This is a genomic window from Kosakonia pseudosacchari (assembly GCF_015167415.1).
Taxonomy (GTDB): domain Bacteria; phylum Pseudomonadota; class Gammaproteobacteria; order Enterobacterales; family Enterobacteriaceae; genus Kosakonia; species Kosakonia pseudosacchari.
Genome location: NZ_CP063425.1, coordinates 116,881 through 139,489 on the forward strand (window position 1 = coordinate 116,881; position 22,609 = coordinate 139,489).

16 protein-coding genes, 4 tRNA genes, 3 rRNA genes and 1 riboswitch are annotated in these 22,609 nt (G+C 53.0%); of the genes, 18 read left to right on the forward strand and 5 right to left on the reverse strand.

The window, feature by feature from the left end; all coding sequences use genetic code 11:
* Positions 1 to 30: 30 nt before the first annotated feature.
* Positions 31 to 1,182 carry an acetylornithine deacetylase gene (gene argE, locus IP581_RS00545; protein WP_086873285.1) on the reverse strand — a complete coding sequence of 384 codons (1,152 nt, stop codon included), beginning with the start codon at positions 1,180 to 1,182 and terminating at the stop codon, positions 31 to 33.
* Positions 1,183 to 1,351: 169 nt separating this feature from the next.
* On the opposite strand from argE, the gene argC reads away from it, so the two are divergent.
* From argC to oxyR, 4 genes are all read left to right on the forward strand, one after another.
* A complete protein-coding gene (gene argC / locus IP581_RS00550) occupies positions 1,352 to 2,356 on the forward strand; it encodes an N-acetyl-gamma-glutamyl-phosphate reductase (RefSeq protein WP_097401934.1) in 1,005 nt (334 codons plus the stop codon).
* Between the two features lie 13 nt (positions 2,357 to 2,369).
* Positions 2,370 to 3,146 carry an acetylglutamate kinase gene (gene argB / locus IP581_RS00555; RefSeq protein ID WP_020455972.1) on the forward strand — a complete coding sequence of 259 codons (777 nt, stop codon included), beginning with the start codon at positions 2,370 to 2,372 and terminating at the stop codon, positions 3,144 to 3,146.
* Between the two features lie 74 nt (positions 3,147 to 3,220).
* Positions 3,221 to 4,594 carry an argininosuccinate lyase gene (gene argH, locus IP581_RS00560; protein ID WP_045512284.1) on the forward strand — a complete coding sequence of 458 codons (1,374 nt, stop codon included), beginning with the start codon at positions 3,221 to 3,223 and terminating at the stop codon, positions 4,592 to 4,594.
* Positions 4,595 to 4,854: 260 nt separating this feature from the next.
* Positions 4,855 to 5,772 carry a DNA-binding transcriptional regulator OxyR gene (gene oxyR, locus IP581_RS00565; protein WP_017459619.1) on the forward strand — a complete coding sequence of 306 codons (918 nt, stop codon included), beginning with the start codon at positions 4,855 to 4,857 and terminating at the stop codon, positions 5,770 to 5,772.
* On the opposite strand, the gene sthA is transcribed toward oxyR, so the two are convergent.
* Positions 5,755 to 7,155, reverse strand: coding sequence for a Si-specific NAD(P)(+) transhydrogenase (gene sthA / locus IP581_RS00570; protein ID WP_086873282.1), 1,401 nt, complete (start codon positions 7,153 to 7,155; stop codon positions 5,755 to 5,757). The genes oxyR and sthA overlap by 18 nt on opposite strands.
* 196 nt (positions 7,156 to 7,351) lie before the next feature.
* Between sthA and fabR the strand changes: the two genes are divergently transcribed.
* The 3 genes from fabR to IP581_RS00585 all read left to right on the forward strand — a co-directional run bounded on the left by fabR (position 7,352) and on the right by IP581_RS00585 (position 9,042).
* Positions 7,352 to 7,996: an HTH-type transcriptional repressor FabR gene (fabR, locus tag IP581_RS00575; protein WP_017459617.1), complete on the forward strand. Its 645-nt coding sequence runs from the start codon at positions 7,352 to 7,354 to the stop codon at positions 7,994 to 7,996.
* Positions 7,997 to 7,999: 3 nt separating this feature from the next.
* Positions 8,000 to 8,359 (forward strand): YijD family membrane protein, encoded by a 360-nt coding sequence (locus IP581_RS00580; protein WP_086873281.1) that lies wholly within the window; start codon positions 8,000 to 8,002, stop codon positions 8,357 to 8,359.
* 233 nt (positions 8,360 to 8,592) lie between these two features.
* Positions 8,593 to 9,042: a cupin domain-containing protein gene (locus IP581_RS00585; protein ID WP_193821531.1), complete on the forward strand. Its 450-nt coding sequence runs from the start codon at positions 8,593 to 8,595 to the stop codon at positions 9,040 to 9,042.
* A gap of 275 nt (positions 9,043 to 9,317) precedes the next feature.
* On the opposite strand, the gene trmA is transcribed toward IP581_RS00585, so the two are convergent.
* On the reverse strand, positions 9,318 to 10,424 hold the full coding sequence (gene trmA / locus IP581_RS00590; protein WP_193822617.1) for a tRNA (uridine(54)-C5)-methyltransferase TrmA: 1,107 nt from the start codon (positions 10,422 to 10,424) through the stop codon (positions 9,318 to 9,320).
* Between the two features lie 116 nt (positions 10,425 to 10,540).
* A riboswitch (cobalamin riboswitch) is annotated at positions 10,541 to 10,712 on the forward strand.
* 66 nt (positions 10,713 to 10,778) lie between these two features.
* Between trmA and btuB the strand changes: the two genes are divergently transcribed.
* The 9 genes from btuB (at position 10,779) to IP581_RS00635 (ending at position 19,189) form a co-directional block, all read left to right on the forward strand.
* On the forward strand, positions 10,779 to 12,629 hold the full coding sequence (gene btuB, locus IP581_RS00595) for a TonB-dependent vitamin B12 receptor BtuB (protein ID WP_097401939.1): 1,851 nt from the start codon (positions 10,779 to 10,781) through the stop codon (positions 12,627 to 12,629).
* The gene (gene murI / locus IP581_RS00600) at positions 12,574 to 13,425 is read left to right on the forward strand and encodes a glutamate racemase (RefSeq protein ID WP_086873277.1); all 852 of its coding nucleotides are present in this window, start codon (positions 12,574 to 12,576) and stop codon (positions 13,423 to 13,425) included. Before btuB ends, murI begins: the two co-directional genes overlap by 56 nt.
* 377 nt (positions 13,426 to 13,802) lie before the next feature.
* Positions 13,803 to 15,342 (forward strand): 16S ribosomal RNA (locus IP581_RS00605).
* A gap of 71 nt (positions 15,343 to 15,413) precedes the next feature.
* Positions 15,414 to 15,490: transfer RNA gene (locus IP581_RS00610), tRNA-Ile, on the forward strand.
* Between the two features lie 108 nt (positions 15,491 to 15,598).
* A tRNA-Ala gene (locus IP581_RS00615) sits at positions 15,599 to 15,674 on the forward strand.
* A 179-nt stretch (positions 15,675 to 15,853) separates the two neighbouring features.
* A 23S ribosomal RNA gene (locus tag IP581_RS00620) occupies positions 15,854 to 18,760 on the forward strand.
* Positions 18,761 to 18,857: 97 nt separating this feature from the next.
* Positions 18,858 to 18,973 (forward strand): 5S ribosomal RNA (gene rrf, locus IP581_RS00625).
* The 16S, 23S and 5S rRNA genes sit together here with 4 tRNA genes alongside, the layout of an rRNA operon.
* A 55-nt stretch (positions 18,974 to 19,028) precedes the next feature.
* Positions 19,029 to 19,105: transfer RNA gene (locus IP581_RS00630), tRNA-Asp, on the forward strand.
* Positions 19,106 to 19,113: 8 nt separating this feature from the next.
* Positions 19,114 to 19,189, forward strand: a tRNA-Trp gene (locus IP581_RS00635).
* A gap of 96 nt (positions 19,190 to 19,285) precedes the next feature.
* Here IP581_RS00635 and hdfR read toward each other — a convergent pair.
* Positions 19,286 to 20,119: an HTH-type transcriptional regulator HdfR gene (gene hdfR / locus IP581_RS00640; protein WP_086871081.1), complete on the reverse strand. Its 834-nt coding sequence runs from the start codon at positions 20,117 to 20,119 to the stop codon at positions 19,286 to 19,288.
* A gap of 106 nt (positions 20,120 to 20,225) precedes the next feature.
* On the opposite strand from hdfR, the gene IP581_RS00645 reads away from it, so the two are divergent.
* Positions 20,226 to 20,564, forward strand: coding sequence for a DUF413 domain-containing protein (locus IP581_RS00645; protein ID WP_086871083.1), 339 nt, complete (start codon positions 20,226 to 20,228; stop codon positions 20,562 to 20,564).
* A gap of 26 nt (positions 20,565 to 20,590) precedes the next feature.
* On the opposite strand, the gene IP581_RS00650 is transcribed toward IP581_RS00645, so the two are convergent.
* Positions 20,591 to 22,111 (reverse strand): YifB family Mg chelatase-like AAA ATPase, encoded by a 1,521-nt coding sequence (locus IP581_RS00650; RefSeq protein WP_193821532.1) that lies wholly within the window; start codon positions 22,109 to 22,111, stop codon positions 20,591 to 20,593.
* Between the two features lie 318 nt (positions 22,112 to 22,429).
* Between IP581_RS00650 and ilvL the strand changes: the two genes are divergently transcribed.
* On the forward strand, positions 22,430 to 22,528 hold the full coding sequence (gene ilvL / locus IP581_RS00655) for an ilv operon leader peptide (protein ID WP_015966468.1): 99 nt from the start codon (positions 22,430 to 22,432) through the stop codon (positions 22,526 to 22,528).
* The last annotated feature ends 81 nt before the right edge of the window (positions 22,529 to 22,609 follow it).

Sequence of the window (22,609 nt, forward strand, 5' to 3'; positions counted from 1 at the left end):
GGATGAGGGGGATTAAGAGCAAAAACAGAATCAGTGCCAGCAGAAATGATGCACAACCTGGGTGATGAGTTCGCGCGTTGGTTTAATAAAGCGGGTTTCCAGGTATTCATCCGGCTGGTGCGCCTGGTTGATAGACCCAGGCCCCAGCACCAGCGTCGGGCAAAGCGTCTGAATAAAGGGCGCTTCGGTGCAGTAGTTCACGACCTCCGTTTCGACGCCGAGCAGTTTTTCTACCACTTCGACCAGGTGGTGATCCGGCGGGCATTCGTATCCCGGAATCGGCGGGTGCAGTTCAGAAATGGTCAAACGGCCCGGCCAACGAGAACTTACTGGTTCCAGTGCATCGTTTAACAGCCCATTGAGATCGTTAAGCGTCATGCCTGGAAGTGGACGGATATCCATGTGCAGTTCGCAACAGGCGCAGATACGGTTTGCCGCATCACCACCGTGAATATGCCCGAGATTCAGCGTCGGATACGGCACGGTGAATGCGTCATAGTGATAACGTTCTTTCAGGCTGTCGCGCAGTTGCAGAATATGGCCGATGGCATCATGCATCAGTTCGATGGCGTTGACGCCGCGCGCCGGATCGCTGGAGTGGCCGGACTGACCAAGAATGCGAATCGCATTAGAGATATGGCCTTTGTGCGCACGTACCGGCTGCAACGAGGTCGGTTCGCCAATGATGGCGCAGTCCGGGCGCAGCTGCGTGTTCTCGGAGAAATAGCGCGCACCCGCCATGCTGGTCTCTTCATCGGCGGTGGCGAGCACATACAGCGGCTTGCTCAGTTTTGTCACATCGACGTCACGCAGCGCATCAAGAATAAAGGCGAAAAAGCCTTTCATGTCGGCAGTGCCCAGACCGTAGAGCTTGTTGTCATGTTCGGTGAGCGTAAACGGGTCGCGCGTCCAGCGCCCGTCATCAAACGGCACTGTGTCGGTGTGGCCGGTCAGCAACAGACCGCCCGCGCCGGTTCCGGCACTAGCGAGCATGTTGAATTTATTGCGGGTGCCGGGAACCGGCTGCACTTCAACCGTGAAACCGAGGTCGCCAAACCATCCTGCCAGCAAATTGATTAAAGACGCATTACTCTGATCCAGCGCTTCTTCCGTCGCGCTGATCGACGGCGTGGCTATCAGGGCGCGGTAGATCTCGATAAATGGTGGCAAATTCATTTTCATTGTTGACATACCTGAGTTCGTGATAGTATCAATATTCATGCACTAAATGTGAATAAAAATACATTAATGTTGAGCGTAAAGGAACCCATGCGGCGACTTCGCTCAGCGACGCGGGATTGATGCCGAGTCTTTCCCTGGCACACATGACGTAAGAAGGTAAACCGCCCCAATGTTGAACACATTAATTGTGGGTGCCAGCGGTTATGCTGGTGCAGAGCTAGTGACCTATGTAAATCGCCATCCTCATATGAACATAACCGCTTTGACGGTTTCTGCGCAAAGTAATGATGCAGGAAAATGTATCTCTGATTTACATCCGCAGTTGAAAGGTATGGTTGATCTCCCGTTACAGCCGATGTCCGATATTGGCGATTTCCTGGACGGCGTGGATGTTGTTTTTCTCGCCACCGCCCATGAAGTGAGCCACGATCTGGTGCCAACCTGCCTGGCGGCGGGATGTGTAGTGTTCGATCTCTCCGGGGCTTACCGCGTTAACGATCCTGCATTTTATGAAAAATTCTACGGTTTCACCCATCAGCACGCCGATCTGCTGGCGCAGGCGGTTTATGGCCTGGCGGAGTGGAACCATGACAAACTGAAAGAAGCGCAATTAATTGCCGTACCGGGTTGCTACCCGACAGCGGCGCAGCTGTCGTTAAAACCGCTGATCGATGCCGGGCTGCTGGATCTGAACCAGTGGCCGGTGATCAACGCCACCAGCGGGGTAAGCGGTGCGGGACGTAAGGCGGCGCTTTCGAACAGTTTCTGTGAAGTGAGCCTGCAACCTTACGGCGTTTTCAACCATCGCCACCATCCGGAAATCGCTACTCACCTTGGTGCGCAGGTGATTTTCACCCCGCACCTGGCGAGCTTCCCGCGTGGGATCCTCGAAACCATTACCTGCCGTTTGCAACCGGGCGTTACCCACGCGCAGGTGGCGGATGTGTTCAAACAGGCGTATGGCGATAAACCGCTGGTACGTTTATACGACAAAGGCGTGCCGGCGTTGAAAAACGTGGTTGGCCTGCCGTTCTGCGATATCGGTTTTGCGGTACAGGATGAGCACCTGATTGTCGTCGCCACGGAAGATAACTTGCTGAAAGGCGCGGCGGCGCAGGCAGTACAGTGCGCGAATATTCGTTTTGGCTATGCTGAAACTCAGTCACTTATTTAATTGAACAGGCGTGATGATGAATCCATTAATTATTAAGCTCGGTGGCGTACTGCTGGATAGCGAGGAAGCGCTGGAGCGTTTGTTTACGGCACTGGTGCACTATCGTGAATCTCATCAGCGCCCGTTAGTGATTGTCCACGGCGGCGGCTGCGTGGTGGATGAGTTAATGAAACAACTCAACCTGCCGGTGAAAAAGAAAAATGGCCTGCGCGTGACCCCGGCGGATCAGATTGACATCATCACCGGTGCGCTGGCCGGTACGGCCAACAAAACCCTGCTGGCGTGGGCGAAGAAACACCATATCGCCTCTGTCGGCCTGTTCCTCGGCGATGGCGACAGCGTGAAAGTGACACAACTGGATGAAGAGCTGGGGCATGTGGGCCTGGCGCAACCGGGTTCACCGAAACTGATTAACGCGCTGCTCGATGGCGGTTTCTTGCCGGTGATCAGCTCCATTGGCGTCACCGATGAAGGTGAGTTGATGAACGTCAACGCCGACCAGGCGGCAACCGCGCTGGCTGCAACATTGGGTGCGGATTTGATCCTGCTGTCTGATGTAAGTGGCATTCTGGACGGTAAAGGCCAGCGCATTGCCGAGATGACAGCAGCGAAAGCGGAACAATTGATTGCCCAGGGCATCATTACCGATGGCATGATCGTCAAAGTGAATGCGGCGCTGGATGCGGCGCGCACGCTGGGTCGCCCGGTGGATATCGCTTCCTGGCGTCATGCCGAGCAGTTACCCGCGCTGTTTAACGGCACGCCGATCGGCACCCGTATTCTGGCGTAACGACACAACAATTTATGTTGGCCGGGCAGGCGCAGCGCCGTCCGGCAAAACGGATAAAGAGAAGGAACCACACTATGGCACTTTGGGGCGGGCGTTTTACTCAGGCAGCGGATCAACGGTTCAAACAGTTCAATGACTCTTTGCGCTTTGACTATCGCCTGGCGGAGCAGGATATCGTTGGCTCTGTGGCCTGGTCTAAAGCGCTGGTAACCGTTGGCGTGTTGACAGCGGCTGAGCAGCAGCAACTGGAAGAAGCGCTGAATAATTTGCTGGAAGAAGTGCGGGCTAACCCGCAGCAGATTTTGCAAAGCGATGCAGAAGATATTCACAGTTGGGTGGAAGGTAAGCTCATTGATAAGGTTGGCCAACTGGGCAAAAAACTGCACACCGGACGCAGTCGTAATGACCAGGTCGCGACCGATCTGAAGCTGTGGTGCAAAGACACCATCAGTGAATTGCTGCTGGCGAATCGACAGTTGCAGAGCGCGCTGGTGGTGACGGCGGAAAATAACCAGGACGCCGTCATGCCGGGTTATACGCACCTGCAACGTGCGCAGCCAGTGACGTTCGCGCACTGGTCGCTGGCCTATGTTGAGATGCTGGCGCGTGATGAAAGCCGTTTGCAGGATACGCTGAAACGCCTGGATGTCAGCCCGCTGGGCAGCGGCGCACTGGCAGGAACGGCGTATGAAATCGACCGTGAGCAGTTAGCGGGCTGGCTGGGTTTTGCCTCGGCAACCCGCAATAGCCTGGATAGCGTTTCCGACCGCGATCACGTGCTGGAGCTGCTTTCTGATGCGTCAATTGGCATGGTGCATCTGTCGCGCTTTGCCGAAGATCTGATTTTCTTTAACTCCGGCGAAGCGGCGTTTGTTGAGCTTTCTGACCGCGTAACCTCTGGTTCTTCGCTGATGCCGCAAAAGAAAAACCCGGATGCGCTGGAGCTGATCCGTGGTAAGTGCGGCCGTGTGCAGGGCGCGTTAACCGGCATGATGATGACGCTAAAAGGCCTGCCGCTGGCGTACAACAAAGATATGCAGGAAGACAAAGAAGGGCTGTTCGATGCGCTCGACACCTGGCTTGACTGCCTGCACATGGCGGCGCTGGTGCTGGACGGTATTCAGGTGAAACGCCCGCGCTGCCAGGAAGCGGCGCAGCAGGGGTACGCTAACGCCACCGAACTGGCGGATTATCTGGTTGCGAAAGGCGTACCGTTCCGCGAAGCGCACCACATTGTTGGTGAAGCGGTGGTAGAAGCGATTCGCCAGGGCAAACCGCTGGAAGATCTGCCGCTTGCCGATTTGCAAAAATTCAGCGATGTGATTGGCGACGATGTTTATCCCATTCTGTCACTGCAATCCTGCCTGGATAAACGCGCGGCGAAAGGCGGCGTGTCACCGGTGCAGGTTGCACAGGCGATTGCGGATGCGAAGGCGCGGCTGGTGTAAGCGCGGCGTGGTTTGCAAACAGGAGCCTGGCGTGACGCCGGGCTTTTTTATGCAAAAAAAAGCGGACTCTCAGGTCCGCAAAACGTTCACGTTGGCTTTAGTTGTTCAGAGAGAAACAGGGGTAGTGGCCTCATCACGGGTCAAACAGAGGTACCGCTTCGTTTCTGGTGCTAATTATTGAACAGAATGCTTGATAGGGATAATCGTTCGTTGCTATGCTATCTATCGCCATGAACTATCGTGGCGACGGAGGATGAATAATGAATATTCGTGATCTTGAGTACCTGGTGGCGTTAGCCGAACACCGCCATTTTCGCCGTGCAGCCGACTCTTGCCACGTCAGCCAGCCCACGCTGAGCGGGCAGATCCGTAAACTGGAAGATGAACTTGGCGTAATGCTGCTGGAGCGTACCAGCCGCAAAGTGCTGTTCACCCAGGCGGGTTTGTTGCTGGTAGATCAGGCGCGCACTGTGCTGCGCGAGGTCAAAGTGCTGAAGGAAATGGCAAGCCAGCAGGGGGAAACGATGTCCGGCCCGCTGCATATTGGCCTGATCCCAACCGTTGGACCTTACCTGTTGCCTCATATCATTCCGCTGCTGCACCAGACTTTCCCGAAACTGGAAATGTATCTGCATGAAGCGCAGACGCATCAACTGCTGGCGCAGCTGGACAGCGGCAAGCTCGACTGCGCGATCCTCGCGCTGGTGAAAGAGAGCGAAGCCTTTATTGAGGTGCCGCTGTACGATGAGCCGATGATGCTGGCGATTTATGAAGATCACCCGTGGGCGAACCGCGAATGTGTGCCGATGGCTGACCTGGCGGGCGAAAAGCTGCTGATGCTGGAAGATGGGCACTGCCTGCGCGACCAGGCGATGGGCTTCTGCTTTGAAGCGGGTGCGGATGAAGATACGCATTTCCGCGCAACCAGCCTGGAAACGCTGCGCAATATGGTCGCCGCCGGGAGCGGTATCACGTTGCTGCCTGCGCTTTCCGTTCCGCGCGAGCGTAAACGCGATGGCGTGGTGTATCTGCCGTGCATCAAACCTGAACCGAAACGCACGGTTGGGCTGGTGTATCGCCCGGGTTCGCCGCTGCGCAGCCGCTATGAGCAGCTGGCAGAGGCCATCCGTGGTGCGATGGATGGCCATTTCGACACGGCGTTAAAACAGGCGGTTTAAGCCGTTTAGCGCCGCTACCCGGTAGGCTTCCGCCATGGTCGGGTAGTTAAAGGTGGTGTTAACAAAGTACTCGATGGTGTTACCGCCACCTTTCTGCTCCATAATCGCCTGGCCGATATGAATAATTTCGGCCGCGCGCTCGCCAAAGCAGTGAATCCCCAAAATCTCTTTCGTTTCGCGGTGAAACAGGATCTTCAGCGTACCGACATTCATGCCGACAATCTGCGCCCGCGCCAGGTGTTTAAACTGCGCGCGACCCACTTCATACGGCACTTTCATGGCCGTGAGCTGCTGTTCGGTTTTGCCCACGGAACTGATCTCCGGAATGGTATAAATCCCGGTCGGAATATCTTCAATCAGATGGGCGGTGGCTTCACCTTTGATCATCGCCTGCGCGGCAATGCGCCCCTGATCGTAAGCCGCTGATGCCAGGCTTGGGTAACCAATCACATCGCCCACCGCATAGACGTGCGGCAGCGCGGTCTGATACATGCTGTTAACCTTCAACTGACCACGGCCATCGGCTTCAAGGCCAATATTCGCCAGCTGCAGGCTGTCGGTGTTCCCGGTACGGCCGTTGGCGTAGAGCAGGCAGTCGGCTTTCAGTTTTTTGCCGGATTTCAGGTGCATAATCACCCCGTCATCCAGCGGTTCAATGCGCTCATACTCTTCGTTATGGCGGATAACGACGCCGCTATTCCAGAAGTGATAAGAGAGTGAGTCTGACATCTCCTGATCAAGGAACGCCAGCAGGCGATCGCGCGTGTTGATCAGATCCACTTTGACGTTCATACCGCGGAAGATCGACGCGTATTCGCAACCGATCACCCCCGCACCATAGATGATCACATGGCGGGGTTCGTGGTGCATATCGAGGATCGAGTCGCTGTCGTAAACGCGCGGATGGGCGAAATCGACATCGGCAGGACGGTAGGGTCGTGAGCCGCAGGCGATAACAAACTTTTCGGCAGTGATGGTTTCGACAGTGCCGTCGTGACACTCCAGCGCCAGTGTGTGGTCATCAATAAAATGGGCGTTGCCTTCTAAAATTTCACAGCGGTTACGCTCATAAAAGCCCTGACGCATGCGCGTTTGCTGATTAATCACGCTTTCAGCATGGTTCAGGATATCGGCGAAAGAGGAGCGGAGAAGGCGGGTGTGGTCACTGTAGAGCGGGTTTTGGTTGAATTCGATAATACGGCTAACGGCGTGACGCAACGCTTTTGAGGGGATGGTGCCCCAATGCGTACAGCCGCCGCCGACATTGTGGTAACGCTCAATAACCGCGACCCGTGCTCCTTGTTTAACCAGGCCCATGGCTGCGCCTTCGCCGCCGGGGCCGGAGCCTATTACTATTGCATCATAATCGTAGGAATGTGGCATGGTAAGGCTTACCTGTTCTTATACATAAAAGCAACATAATACTAACATCAAAGCGGCGGTAACCCAATTATCGTTGTGCTCTTTTGCCACGAAAAAGAAGAAACTGCGCGTAAACAATCAGTCACAATCCAGTACAATCGGATCGGATTTATTCTCTGGTATAGTGCCAGCGGGCCCCTGGAAGGATTCAAACATCGTGATGGGTGTAAGAGCGCAACAAAAAGAGAGAACCCGGCGTTCGCTGATCGAAGCCGCATTTAGCCAACTCAGCGCGGAGCGCAGCTTCGCCAGCCTGAGCCTGCGGGAAGTCGCCCGTGAGGCAGGCATTGCGCCAACGTCTTTTTATCGTCATTTCCGTGATGTGGATGAACTCGGTCTGACCATGGTGGACGAAAGCGGGTTAATGCTGCGCCAGTTGATGCGCCAGGCGCGTCAACGTATTGCGAAAGGCGGTAGCGTGATCCGCACGTCGGTTTCCACATTTATGGAATTTATCGGCAATAACCCCAATGCTTTTCAGCTCCTGTTGCGGGAACGCTCCGGAACGTCCGCCGCCTTTCGTGCGGCGGTAGCGCGTGAGATCCAACATTTTATTGCGGAACTTGCCGACTACCTTGAACTCGAAAACCATATGCCGCGCGCGTTCACCGAAGCGCAAGCCGAAGCGATGGTGACGATTGTCTTCAACGCCGGTGCTGAGGCGCTGGATGTGGGGGCGGAACAACGCAGGCAATTAGAAGAGCGACTGGTACTACAATTGCGCATGATTTCAAAAGGCGCGTATTACTGGTATCGCCGTGAACAGGAAAAACTGGCGCATCAACCGACGAGTGAAGGATGAGTAATGAAACAGTCTGGTCAAGATAAAGGTACGTTGCTGCTGGCGCTCATCGCTGGCTTATCGATTAACGGTACGTTCTCCGCCGTGTTCAGCTCTATTGTACCGTTTTCCATATTCCCGATTATTTCGCTGGTGCTGACGGTGTACTGTCTGCATCAGCGCTATCAAAATCGCACGATGCCGGTGGGGCTGCCAGGCCTTGCCGCCGCGTGTTTTATCCTCGGAGTGCTGATTTACAGTACGGTGGTACGCGCGGAGTACCCGGATATCGGTTCTAACTTCCTGCCTGCCGTATTGTCGGTGGTGCTGGTTTTCTGGATTGGTTTTCGTCTGCGCGGTCGCAAACACGAAGCCTCTGAATAAGCGTTAACCCCTCTCCCTGCGGGAGAGGGGTTTATATTCGTGAATAAGTGAGCGCCGACAATTATCTCTTTCTTTTTTATCCTCCGAAATAGTTTCCAGCCTTAATGAATTAATAATTTATTAATTAAAAAAATCTACGATGTAATTCCCTTTCTTTGTTGTACTGGAGCGGCATTTTATTCGGTTGCCTGATGCTTTCAGGTTGCAGGTAAAAATTAACTCTGGACATCCTCATGAAAAAAATAACACAACTTCTATTAGCCACTGCAGGTTTAGTTATTTCGATCACCGGATCCGCGGATACAACCAAAACGAACGTGAGCGAACATCGTATTCCGGCGATAAAGCTCATTAATACGCAGGATAACCACTCTGCGTTTATTAAAGGTTCTGTTCCCTCGCTGGCGAAGCTCTCTTCGCAAAATCTCTACTTCAGCAATACCTTCGAAGAGTGGCAAAAAGGTGTGCATCCGGCACCGAAGAAGCAATACGTGGTGACGATGAAAGGTAAGTTGAAGTTCAGGGTCAGCGATGGCTCAACCTTTATCATCGAACCCGGCACCATTTTGCTTGCGGCAGACACGGCGGGAGAAGGTCACAGTTGGGATATTGTCGACGGTAAAGAGTGGGTTCGTGTTTATATTCCGGTAGGCGATGATGATCACTTTATTGCCGATAAATAACCCTTAAAAGACATTACTTCTCAGCCCTGTTTCGTGCAGGGCTGATTGCTTAATAACAGGATTAAATATCTCTGGTAATATAAATACCGTGTCAGAACATTCACAAATTATTATAAAATAACGTTAGCGCGATCACGTTCCGCAATCGTCATTATTCTGATAAATAAATAGTTACGTGCAGCAGTTATTTTCCTCTCACCACTATTATTCGGCTGGCCTGTTTGACAGGCCAGCCGTTAAATGGAATTGGCGTATTTTATACAGCCTGAATAGCGCTATTTGTCTTTACGCGTAAGCAGTACGCCGCACTCCATGTGGTGCGTATACGGGAATTGATCGAACAGCGCCAGACGTGAAACGTTGTGCGTCTGGCTCAATATTTCCAGGTTCTTACACAGTGTTTCCGGATTGCAGGAGATATACAGAATACGCGGATAGGCCTGCACCATTTTCTCGGTTTCCGCGTCCAGCCCGCTACGCGGGGGATCGACGAAAATCGTTTCGCACTGGTAGCTCGTCAGATCGATTCCTTGTAAACGGTTAAAGGCGCGTACGCCATTCATCGCCTGGGTAAACTCTTCGGCGGACATGCGGATAATCTGCACATTATCGATGTGGTTAGCCGCGATATTGTATTGCGCTGCCGCCACGGACGGTTTGGCGATTTCGGTGGCCAGTACACGATCGAAATTGCGCGCCAGCGCCAGCGAGAAGTTGCCGTTTCCGCAGTACAACTCCAGCAGATCACCCGTAGAATGACGCGTAACATCCAGCGCCCACTCCAGCATCTGAATGTTCATCGCCGCGTTAGGCTGCGTAAAGCTGTTCTCCACCTGGCGGTAGATCATCTCTCTGCCGCCGACCGGCAGACGCTCGTCGACAAAATCCTGATCCAGCTCGATTTTGGTTTTCGTCGCACGGCCAATCAGCTGCACATTCAGATTCTGCGCGCGCAGCGCGTCACGCAGGCGCGCTGCTTCTGTTTGCCATTCATCATCCAGCTTTTTGTGGTAGAGCAGGGTGACAATCGCCTGGTTGCTGATGGTACTCAGGTAGTCAATCTGGAACAGCTTATGACGCAGGGTTTTATTTCCGCGTACCGCCTCGATCATGACCGTCATTAATTGGTTAATCAGCTCGCTTGCCGCCGGGAAGCTATCCACCCGGATACGTGATTTGGTCTGCTGATCGAAAATGATGTGGTAGAGATCATTGCCGTCATGCCAGATGCGGAATTCGGCGCGCATACGGTAATGGCTGACCGGTGAGCGGAACACCTCCGGAAGCGGCGCGGAAAAAGGCGTCATCATTGATTGCAGACGCACGACTTTTTCGGCCAGTTGGGCTTCGTACTGATCTGTCGGCAGGTGTTCGGGGGTCATCATGCTTCCTGAGTGATTAAGAATAACGCGGGGATTGTAGGCATTGCTCAGACGATGTCCAGCCCGGATGCGAGCTAAATAGTCAGTTAGCAGTCTGGACATCCATATGTTACAGAATGTAGCATCCCTGTTCCGGTCCTGTGAGTTAAAAGGGAATCCAGTGAGAATCTGGGGCTGACGCGCAGCGGTAAGGATCAAGGTGAGAGAGCAGACACTGCCTGTTGGGTGGGAAGTCGCTTTCTTGATGTACCTCCAAGCCCGAAGACCTGCCGGTTTACGTCGCATCTGGTTGACATCATCGCGTGCTATTGATGGAACCTGCGGCATCCTTACTCTTATGTGGATGCTTTCACAATGATTAAAAAAGCTTCGCTGCTGACGGCGCTCTCCGTCACAGCTTTTTCCGGCTGGGCGCAAGATAGCAGTTCAGACAATTTGGTGGTGACAGCAAATCGTTTTCAACAACCGGCTAAGACGGTGCTTGCACCAACGGAAGTGGTGACGCGTGAGGACATCGATCGCTGGCAGTCTCGCTCACTGGTTGATGTGTTGCGTCGCCTGCCTGGTGTTGATATTGCGCAAAACGGCGGATTAGGCCAAACCGCCTCGGTTTATGTGCGGGGCACGGAAGCGAAACACCTGCTGCTGTTGATTGATGGCGTACCGGTCGCGCGCTCCGGGATTTCCAACGATCCCGAACTGAACCAAATCCCGCTCTCTTTAGTGCAACGCGTTGAATATATTCGCGGGCCGCGCTCTGCCGTGTATGGCTCCGGGGCAATTGGCGGCGTGGTTAACGTCATTACCATGACCGGCAATGAGAAATCACAAATCAATGCCGGGGTTGGTTCGAAGGGCTATCAGACGTATGACGGTACGCTGCGTCAGCGATTTGGCGACACGGTGGCAACGGCGGCGGGTTCTTATACCAGCACGCGCGGTTTTAACGTGCAGCCCGGTTCAACCTGGGATCATGATGATGATCGCGACGGCTATCGCAACAAAACGTTCTGGGGCAGCCTGCAGCACAAATTCAACGATAACTTTGACGGCTTCTTTCGCGGCTACAACTTTAGCAACAACGTGGATTACGATCTTGGCAGCCCGCCGTTCGCGCCAGACTATAGTGCCGATGAGCGTCAGCTTTATGTGCAAGGGTGGGATACCGGGCTGAATTTCGCCCAGGGGATCTACTCATCCCAACTGTTGGCCAGCTACCAGAAAAGCAAAGACTACAACTACAGCAGTATTTATGGCCGCTATAACGACGGCACCACACTGGATGATATGGAGCAGCGCTATATCCAGTGGGGCAACAACGTTAATGTGGGCAAAGGTTCTGTCGGCGCCGGTGTCGACTGGAAACAGGAGCGTCTGGTTTCTTCCAATAGCACGACGCGCGACGCTTACGACCGTGAAAACACGGGCTTATATCTGAACGGGATGCAGCAGTTTGGCGATGTCACGCTGGAAGCGTCGGGCCGTGAAGATAAAGATGACGAATTCGGCTGGCACGGCACCTGGCAGACCGCGGCTGGCTGGGAGTTCGTGGAGAATTACCGTCTGACCGTTTCTTACGGCACAGGTTTCCTGGCACCTTCTTTAGGCCAACAGTTTGGTGCGAAGCGCTTTGGTATTGCTTCCAATCCGAATCTGAAACCGGAAGAGTCCAGACAGTGGGAGGCTGGCGTTGAAGGCTTAACCGGCCCGCTGGACTGGCGTTTGTCTGCCTATCGCTATGAGATTGAAAACCTGATCACCTATAGCGATACGGCTTACTACAACATCAACTCTGCCACCATTAAAGGCGTTGAATGGACGGGCAGCGTCGATACCGGCATTTTCTCGCATCGCGTGACGCTGCAATATATTGACCCGCGTGATGATGAAACCCATGAAGTGCTGCCGCGTCGTGCGAAGCGCCAGGCGAAGTATCAGCTTGACTGGTCCGTATTGAATGTCGATATGGATCTGGCCTGGGAGTACTTCGGTAAGCGCTATGACAACCGCACTTCGACCTATAATCCTGAGCAACGTATTTTGCCAAGTTATAGTACGGTTGATTTTTCTGCCTCATATCCTGTGACCTCTCATCTGACAGTTCGTGGTAAAATCGCCAACCTGTTCGATAAAGAGTACGAGACAGCATATGGCTACCAAACTGCAGGACGGGAATACACCTTGTCTGGCAGCTACACCTTCTGACGCACGTCCTACCGTGCTGGTGTTTGACTCCGGCGTCGGTGGGTTATCCGTTTATGATGAGATCCGGCATCTCCTGCCGGATCTGCATTACATCTACACATTTGACAATGTCGCTTTCCCCTATGGCGAGAAGAGCGAAGCGTTCATCGTTGAGCGCGTTGTCGAAATCGTCACTGCCGTTCAGGCCCAATACCCCCTCGCACTGGCTGTTATCGCCTGTAACACGGCGAGCACCGTATCGTTACCTGCGTTGCGGGAGAAGTTTTCCTTCCCTGTCGTCGGTGTTGTGCCTGCCATCAAACCCGCAGCGCGCCTAACGGCGAACGGCGTGGTAGGGCTGCTGGCAACGCGGGGGACGGTGAAGCGCCCTTATACACACGAACTGATTTCGCGTTTCGCGAATGAGTGCCGGATTGAGATGCTGGGTTCGGCGGAATTAGTGGTGCTGGCGGAAGCGAAACTGCATGGTGAAACGGTCTCGCTGGATGAGCTGCGACATATCCTTCGCCCATGGCTACGCATGAAAGAGCCACCGGATACGGTGGTGCTGGGATGTACGCACTTTCCTTTACTGCAAGATGAATTGCTGCAAGTGTTACCGGAAGGGACGCGTTTGATTGATTCAGGTGCGGCAATTGCGCGACGTACTGCCTGGCTGCTTGAACACGAAGCGCCGGATGCGAAATCTTCCGATGAGAATATTGCCTATTGCATGGCCTTAACGCCAGAGACCGCACAATTATTGCCCGTTTTGCAACGCTATGGATTCAAAAAGCTCGAAAAACTGGCGCTTTAGCGCAGTTTTGCGCAAAAAAGAGACGGTTGAAAAGTTTTTTGAAATTAGGGGTTGTCAGCGGGAATTAACGCCCTATAATGCGCCACCACTGACACGGCACAACGGCAAATACACCGGCCTGTCAGGTGAAGAAATCTGAAAATAAACAGTTGACTTCACGGCGGGAAAGCGTAGTATACGCAACCCGCGCCGCAGCAAAAAGCGAAGCGACACTGCTCTTTAACAATTTATCAGACAATCTGTGTGGGCACTCAGGGTGACTGGATTCTTGAACGTCGCAAGACGAAAAATGAATACCAAGTCTCAGTGAGTGAACACGTAATTCATTACGAAGTTCTTTTCTTTAGAAATAAAGAAACATTGAGCATCAAACTTTTAAATTGAAGAGTTTGATCATGGCTCAGATTGAACGCTGGCGGCAGGCCTAACACATGCAAGTCGAACGGTAGCACAGAGAGCTTGCTCTCGGGTGACGAGTGGCGGACGGGTGAGTAATGTCTGGGAAACTGCCTGATGGAGGGGGATAACTACTGGAAACGGTAGCTAATACCGCATAATGTCGCAAGACCAAAGAGGGGGACCTTCGGGCCTCTTGCCATCAGATGTGCCCAGATGGGATTAGCTAGTAGGTGGGGTAACGGCTCACCTAGGCGACGATCCCTAGCTGGTCTGAGAGGATGACCAGCCACACTGGAACTGAGACACGGTCCAGACTCCTACGGGAGGCAGCAGTGGGGAATATTGCACAATGGGCGCAAGCCTGATGCAGCCATGCCGCGTGTATGAAGAAGGCCTTCGGGTTGTAAAGTACTTTCAGCGGGGAGGAAGGCGATACGGTTAATAACCGTGTTGATTGACGTTACCCGCAGAAGAAGCACCGGCTAACTCCGTGCCAGCAGCCGCGGTAATACGGAGGGTGCAAGCGTTAATCGGAATTACTGGGCGTAAAGCGCACGCAGGCGGTCTGTCAAGTCGGATGTGAAATCCCCGGGCTCAACCTGGGAACTGCATCCGAAACTGGCAGGCTTGAGTCTCGTAGAGGGAGGTAGAATTCCAGGTGTAGCGGTGAAATGCGTAGAGATCTGGAGGAATACCGGTGGCGAAGGCGGCCTCCTGGACGAAGACTGACGCTCAGGTGCGAAAGCGTGGGGAGCAAACAGGATTAGATACCCTGGTAGTCCACGCCGTAAACGATGTCTATTTGGAGGTTGTGCCCTTGAGGCGTGGCTTCCGGAGCTAACGCGTTAAATAGACCGCCTGGGGAGTACGGCCGCAAGGTTAAAACTCAAATGAATTGACGGGGGCCCGCACAAGCGGTGGAGCATGTGGTTTAATTCGATGCAACGCGAAGAACCTTACCTGGTCTTGACATCCACAGAACTTAGCAGAGATGCTTTGGTGCCTTCGGGAACTGTGAGACAGGTGCTGCATGGCTGTCGTCAGCTCGTGTTGTGAAATGTTGGGTTAAGTCCCGCAACGAGCGCAACCCTTATCCTTTGTTGCCAGCGGTCCGGCCGGGAACTCAAAGGAGACTGCCAGTGATAAACTGGAGGAAGGTGGGGATGACGTCAAGTCATCATGGCCCTTACGACCAGGGCTACACACGTGCTACAATGGCGCATACAAAGAGAAGCGACCTCGCGAGAGCAAGCGGACCTCATAAAGTGCGTCGTAGTCCGGATTGGAGTCTGCAACTCGACTCCATGAAGTCGGAATCGCTAGTAATCGTGGATCAGAATGCCACGGTGAATACGTTCCCGGGCCTTGTACACACCGCCCGTCACACCATGGGAGTGGGTTGCAAAAGAAGTAGGTAGCTTAACCTCCGGGAGGGCGCTTACCACTTTGTGATTCATGACTGGGGTGAAGTCGTAACAAGGTAACCGTAGGGGAACCTGCGGTTGGATCACCTCCTTACCTTAAAGAACCGTTCCCTGCAGTGTCCACACAGATTGTCTGATGAAATAACGAGCAGTAAAAATCTCTGCAGGCTTGTAGCTCAGGTGGTTAGAGCGCACCCCTGATAAGGGTGAGGTCGGTGGTTCAAGTCCACTCAGGCCTACCAAATTCATGCTGATACTGCGTTGTGGCAACGCTCACATACAGATGTATGCTTCGCGTCACCCGGCCTTGTGTCAGAATGAATTACGGGTATACGGGATTTAACTACGATGGGGCTATAGCTCAGCTGGGAGAGCGCCTGCTTTGCACGCAGGAGGTCTGCGGTTCGATCCCGCATAGCTCCACCATCTTTACTGCAGAAATCAAGAAAACTTCAGAGTACACATTCTGTGTGTGCTGCGAAGTTTTGCTCTTTAAAAATCTGGATCAAGCTGAAAATTGAAACACTGAACAGTGCGAACTGTTCTGTGAGTCTCTCAAATTTTTGCGACACGCGGATGTTTCACGAAACATCTTCGGGTTGTGAGGTTAAGCGACTAAGCGTACACGGTGGATGCCCTGGCAGTCAGAGGCGATGAAGGACGTGCTAATCTGCGAAAAGCGCCGGTAAGGTGATATGAACCGTTATAACCGGCGATGTCCGAATGGGGAAACCCAGTGTGACTCGTCACACTATCATTAACTGAATCCATAGGTTAATGAGGCGAACCGGGGGAACTGAAACATCTAAGTACCCCGAGGAAAAGAAATCAACCGAGATTCCCCCAGTAGCGGCGAGCGAACGGGGAGGAGCCCAGAGCCTGAATCAGCTTGTGTGTTAGTGGAAGCGTCTGGAAAGTCGCGCGATACAGGGTGACAGCCCCGTACACAAAAGCACACAGGCTGTGAGCTCGATGAGTAGGGCGGGACACGTGGTATCCTGTCTGAATATGGGGGGACCATCCTCCAAGGCTAAATACTCCTGACTGACCGATAGTGAACCAGTACCGTGAGGGAAAGGCGAAAAGAACCCCGGCGAGGGGAGTGAAAAAGAACCTGAAACCGTGTACGTACAAGCAGTGGGAGCATCCTTCGGGGTGTGACTGCGTACCTTTTGTATAATGGGTCAGCGACTTATATTCTGTAGCAAGGTTAACCGAATAGGGGAGCCGAAGGGAAACCGAGTCTTAACTGGGCGTTAAGTTGCAGGGTATAGACCCGAAACCCGGTGATCTAGCCATGGGCAGGTTGAAGGTTGGGTAACACTAACTGGAGGACCGAACCGACTAATGTTGAAAAATTAGCGGATGACCTGTGGCTGGGGGTGAAAGGCCAATCAAACCGGGAGATAGCTGGTTCTCCCCGAAAGCTATTTAGGTAGCGCCTCGTGAATTCATCTCCGGGGGTAGAGCACTGTTTCGGCTAGGGGGCCATCCCGGCTTACCAACCCGATGCAAACTACGAATACCGGAGAATGTTATCACGGGAGACACACGGCGGGTGCTAACGTCCGTCGTGAAGAGGGAAACAACCCAGACCGCCAGCTAAGGTCCCAAAGTCATGGTTAAGTGGGAAACGATGTGGGAAGGCCCAGACAGCCAGGATGTTGGCTTAGAAGCAGCCATCATTTAAAGAAAGCGTAATAGCTCACTGGTCGAGTCGGCCTGCGCGGAAGATGTAACGGGGCTAAACCATGCACCGAAGCTGCGGCAGCGACACTATGTGTTGTTGGGTAGGGGAGCGTTCTGTAAGCCTGCGAAGGTGTGCTGTGAGGCATGCTGGAGGTATCAGAAGTGCGAATGCTGACATAAGTAACGATAAAGCGGGTGAAAAGCCCGCTCGCCGGAAGACCAAGGGTTCCTGTCCAACGTTAATCGGGGCAGGGTGAGTCGACCCCTAAGGCGAGGCCGAAAGGCGTAGTCGATGGGAAACAGGTTAATATTCCTGTACTTGGTGTTACTGCGAAGGGGGGACGGAGAAGGCTATGTTAGCCGGGCGACGGTTGTCCCGGTTTAAGCGTGAAGGTGTGTGCTCCAGGCAAATCCGGAGTGCTTTAACACTGAGGCGTGATGACGAGGCACTACGGTGCTGAAGTAACAAATGCCCTGCTTCCAGGAAAAGCCTCTAAGCTCCAGGTAACACGAAATCGTACCCCAAACCGACACAGGTGGTCAGGTAGAGAATACCAAGGCGCTTGAGAGAACTCGGGTGAAGGAACTAGGCAAAATGGTGCCGTAACTTCGGGAGAAGGCACGCTGGTGCGTAGGTGAAGTGACTTGCTCATGGAGCTGAAACCAGTCGAAGATACCAGCTGGCTGCAACTGTTTATTAAAAACACAGCACTGTGCAAACACGAAAGTGGACGTATACGGTGTGACGCCTGCCCGGTGCCGGAAGGTTAATTGATGGGGTCATCCGTAAGGAGAAGCTCTTGATCGAAGCCCCGGTAAACGGCGGCCGTAACTATAACGGTCCTAAGGTAGCGAAATTCCTTGTCGGGTAAGTTCCGACCTGCACGAATGGCGTAATGATGGCCAGGCTGTCTCCACCCGAGACTCAGTGAAATTGAACTCGCTGTGAAGATGCAGTGTACCCGCGGCAAGACGGAAAGACCCCGTGAACCTTTACTATAGCTTGACACTGAACACTGGTCCTTGATGTGTAGGATAGGTGGGAGGCTTTGAAGCGTGGACGCCAGTCTGCGTGGAGCCGTCCTTGAAATACCACCCTTTAATGGCTGGTGTTCTAACGTGGACCCGTTACCCGGGTTGCGGACAGTGTCTGGTGGGTAGTTTGACTGGGGCGGTCTCCTCCTAAAGCGTAACGGAGGAGCACGAAGGTCAGCTAATCCTGGTCGGACATCAGGAGGTTAGTGCAATGGCATAAGCTGGCTTGACTGCGAGCGTGACGGCGCGAGCAGGTGCGAAAGCAGGTCATAGTGATCCGGTGGTTCTGAATGGAAGGGCCATCGCTCAACGGATAAAAGGTACTCCGGGGATAACAGGCTGATACCGCCCAAGAGTTCATATCGACGGCGGTGTTTGGCACCTCGATGTCGGCTCATCACATCCTGGGGCTGAAGTAGGTCCCAAGGGTATGGCTGTTCGCCATTTAAAGTGGTACGCGAGCTGGGTTTAGAACGTCGTGAGACAGTTCGGTCCCTATCTGCCGTGGGCGCTGGAGAATTGAGGGGGGCTGCTCCTAGTACGAGAGGACCGGAGTGGACGCATCACTGGTGTTCGGGTTGTCATGCCAATGGCACTGCCCGGTAGCTAAATGCGGAAGAGATAAGTGCTGAAAGCATCTAAGCACGAAACTTGCCCCGAGATGAGTTCTCCCTGAGCCTTTAAGGCTCCTGAAGGAACGTTGAAGACGACGACGTTGATAGGCCGGGTGTGTAAGCGCAGCGATGCGTTGAGCTAACCGGTACTAATGAACCGTGAGGCTTAACCTTACAACGCCGAAGGTGTTTTGGCGTGAGAGACAGAAAAGATTTTCAGCGTGATACAGATTACGTCAGAGTGTGAGAACGTTCTGACAGACAGAATTTGCCTGGCGGCAACAGCGCGGTGGTCCCACCTGACCCCATGCCGAACTCAGAAGTGAAACGCCGTAGCGCCGATGGTAGTGTGGGGTCTCCCCATGCGAGAGTAGGGAACTGCCAGGCATCAAATTAGCAGTGAAACCGGGGCAACAAACCGGTGGTTGTAAAGAAATTCGGTGGAGCGGTAGTTCAGTCGGTTAGAATACCTGCCTGTCACGCAGGGGGTCGCGGGTTCGAGTCCCGTCCGTTCCGCCACCCTAATTAGGGGCGTAGTTCAATTGGTAGAGCACCGGTCTCCAAAACCGGGTGTTGGGGGTTCGAGTCCCTCCGCCCCTGCCAGAAATAATCCTTAGCATCTGCTAAGGATTTTTTTTGCTTCTTTTTCAGCATCCATGCCACAAATCATCTCTCACATGGCATCCTTGCCAGAAATGCTCAATCGATCACTTTGATTTTCAAAAGATCGCGGATCTGATTCTGTTTATCGCTGTTCTGCAGCCAAATTGCATAAAGTGGGCGAGAAAGCATCGCTGTGTCAGCAACTGGATATAACTTCTCTTTTTGCTCTGCCCATGAGACAGGCAGCCAGGTGCAACCATTGAGCTGCGGTAATTGTTGATGGGCCACTTCTGCTGAACTGGTCGTCAAAGTTGGCACATCATCACTGGCGATTAACTCCGACTCATGCTGTTGAAAATCCGGACCCCATTCGAGGCGCAGATAATTCAATTCTGACTTGCTCTTTTCCGGGACTGCGCAATAAAGCGCAAGTGTGAAATGGCCAAGTAACTGGCTGCTAAATTCATCCATCTTTGGCGTTTCTGTGGTGATCAACAGATCCAGTTGCCGCTCATGTAACTGTTTAACCAGTGATTGTCGTTGTGCAATTCGTGCTTCGAACTGAAGGTTCCCTTGCAGGTTATACAGCCGGGTTAACCAATCGCTAAGCATGCATTCCCAGAGCGATGCGCTGGCTCCAATAGAAAATTGGTGGTGTCGCGATGTATGTGCCACTTCCTTTCTTGCTGCCTGCCACGTGCTCATCAATGTTTCCGCATACGGCAGCAGCTTCTCGCCCGCTGCTGTCAGGCGAATATTGTTGCGATGGCGTGTAAAGAGATTAACCCCAAGTTGGTTCTCTAACTGGCGAATACGAAAACTCACCGCGGACTGGGTCAGATAGAGTGCTTCGGCTGCACGACCGAAGTGACGAGTCCTGCTAACTTCGAGGAAAGTTTTTAGTAATTCCGTATCCACAGTTTTCTCCACAAAAATATTTGTCGTAATGATTTAAATGTTTTGTTTTACACTCTGTCAAGCGTAACTAATACTCCGCGCCATAAATAGCTCGGCCAAAGAATTAGGAGCGTGCAGGATGGCGGAAAGCTTTACGACGACGAATCGTTTTTTCGACAATAAGAATTATCCGCGCGGGTTCTCTCGCCACGGTGACTTCACCATCAAAGAGGCGCAACTGCTTGAGCGCTATGGTTATGCTTTTAACGAACTGGAACTCGGTAAGCGTGAACCAGTGACTGCAGAAGAAATGCAATTCGTTGCAGTATGCCGTGGAGAGCGTGAACCAGACACCGAAGCAGAACGCGTCTGGATCAAGTATATGGCGCGCATTAAGCGTCCGAAGCGCTTTCACACTCTTTCGGGTGGGAAACCACAGATGGAAGGTGCGGAAGACTATACGGATTCCGAAGATTAAGAGAAAAGGGGCTAAGGCCCCTTTTTTTACATCAGCATCTTTTGTAAATGAATCAGTAACCTGTCGATTGCGCGATAGCTTAATGCTTCCTGCAGGTGCGCACGCTGGATCGATGGCTCTTCTTCGAGATCGGCTATCGTTCGTGCAACTCTCAGCAGGCGTTGCCAGGCACGTACCGACAATCCCAGACGTGTTAACGTCTCTTCCAGCCAGGCCCCATCTTCTCTGGTCAGTATACAAAGCTGTTTCGTTTCGCTGCTGTCCAGACGCGCGTTAAGTTTATTCTGCCGTTGATATTGCCGTGCCTGGGCCTGAATAACCCGTAAGCGCACAGTTTCACTGCTTTCACCTTTATGCTGTGGCTGGCTCATCGACCCCGGTGCAAGCAGGGGGATCTCGAGCGACAGATCGAAGCGATCGAGAAAAGGGCCTGATAACTTTCCCAAATAGCGCAGCGTTTGCTCCGGTGTCGAGCGGTTATGATTTCCCTGGTAATGGCCTGTCGGACTCGGGTTCATGGCAGCGATTAACTGGAAACGTGCGGGATAAGTAACTTTCGCCCTTGCCCGCGAGAGATGGATTTGTCCTGATTCGATAGGTTCGCGGAGTGCATCCAGCACGCGGCGTTCAAATTCCGGTAATTCATCCAGAAACAGAACGCCATTATGCGCCAGCGAAATCTCGCCCGGGGCTGGTATGGAGCCGCCGCCAACCAGCGCCGCTAGTGAAGCACTGTGATGCGGCGCTCTGAATGGGCGTCTGCGCCAGTGGCGAGAGAGTACCGCTGAATTTACCACGCTCATAATGGCCGCGCTTTCCAGTGCCTCCTGGTTGTTCAATGGCGGCAGCAATCCCCCCAGCCGACTGGCCAGCATGGTCTTGCCCGTGCCCGGTGGTCCGATTAACAACAAGTTATGTCCACCTGCCGCTGTGATTTCCAGTGCGCGCTTCCCTTGTTCTTGTCCAATAACATCGCTTAAATCCTCGCTGTAGGCCTCCTGGTTGCTACAAAAGGGGGCAGGCGAAGGTAATGCCTGTTTTCCTTCCAGAAACGCGCATACTTCCTGTAAATGGTCGGCGACCAGACACTCCTGCGTTTCCGTAAGGCTTGCTTCAGCTTCGTTTTCTCTGGCAATAACGATGCGTCTGTTGGCTTTGACTGCTTCAATGACAGAAGAGATGGCACCGGGAACCCCACGTAATGCGCCTGTAAGGGCAAGTTCGCCGACAAACTCATAACGACTCAGTTCTGATGCTGTTAGCTGCTCAGAAGCGGACAGAAGCGCGATAGCGATGGGTAAATCGTATCGTCCACCTTCTTTGGGCAGATCCGCGGGTGCCAGGTTGATCGTGATCCTTTTTGCCGGGAATTCATACCCGCTATTGATAATGGCGCTACGAACACGATCGCGTGCTTCTTTAACGGTGGTTTCCGGTAGCCCAACAATAGTCAGCCCCGGTAGCCCATTACTGATATGCACTTCAACGGTGACCAGGGGGGCCGTCACGCCTAACGCCGCTCGCGTAAAAATTACAGACAATGCCATAGGCTCTCCTTTTCGCAGACATTATCTGTTTTGGTTATCGCTTTTCATTATCGAAACATTGTTTTTGCGCGCACATTTCCTGAATTTCACTGCAATTAGTCGCTTTTTTCATTGTGTTGGAATGGTGATCGCAGCGTTGTATTACGCCTACAAAACGTGAGAAATTTTCACCAAGGCTTTTCTCTATAAAAAACAAACATTTTTTGTCATTTTGTCGGGGCAACCGCAAATTGCGTCATAAATTTTTCTTGTTTCTTGTCTTAAATCTGTGTTACCTCTTTAGGCATTCCTTCGAACATGAAGCAAGAACGAACACAAATGAAAGCCCTTCTACGAGTGATTAGCCTGGTTGTGATTAGCGTGGTGGTGATTATTATCCCACCGTGCGGGGCTGCACTTGGACGAGGAAAGGCTTAAAAAACAAGCCTTAACGAACTAAGACCCCCGCACCGAAAGGTCCGGGGGTTTTTTTATGACCTAAAAACATAAACGAGGAGC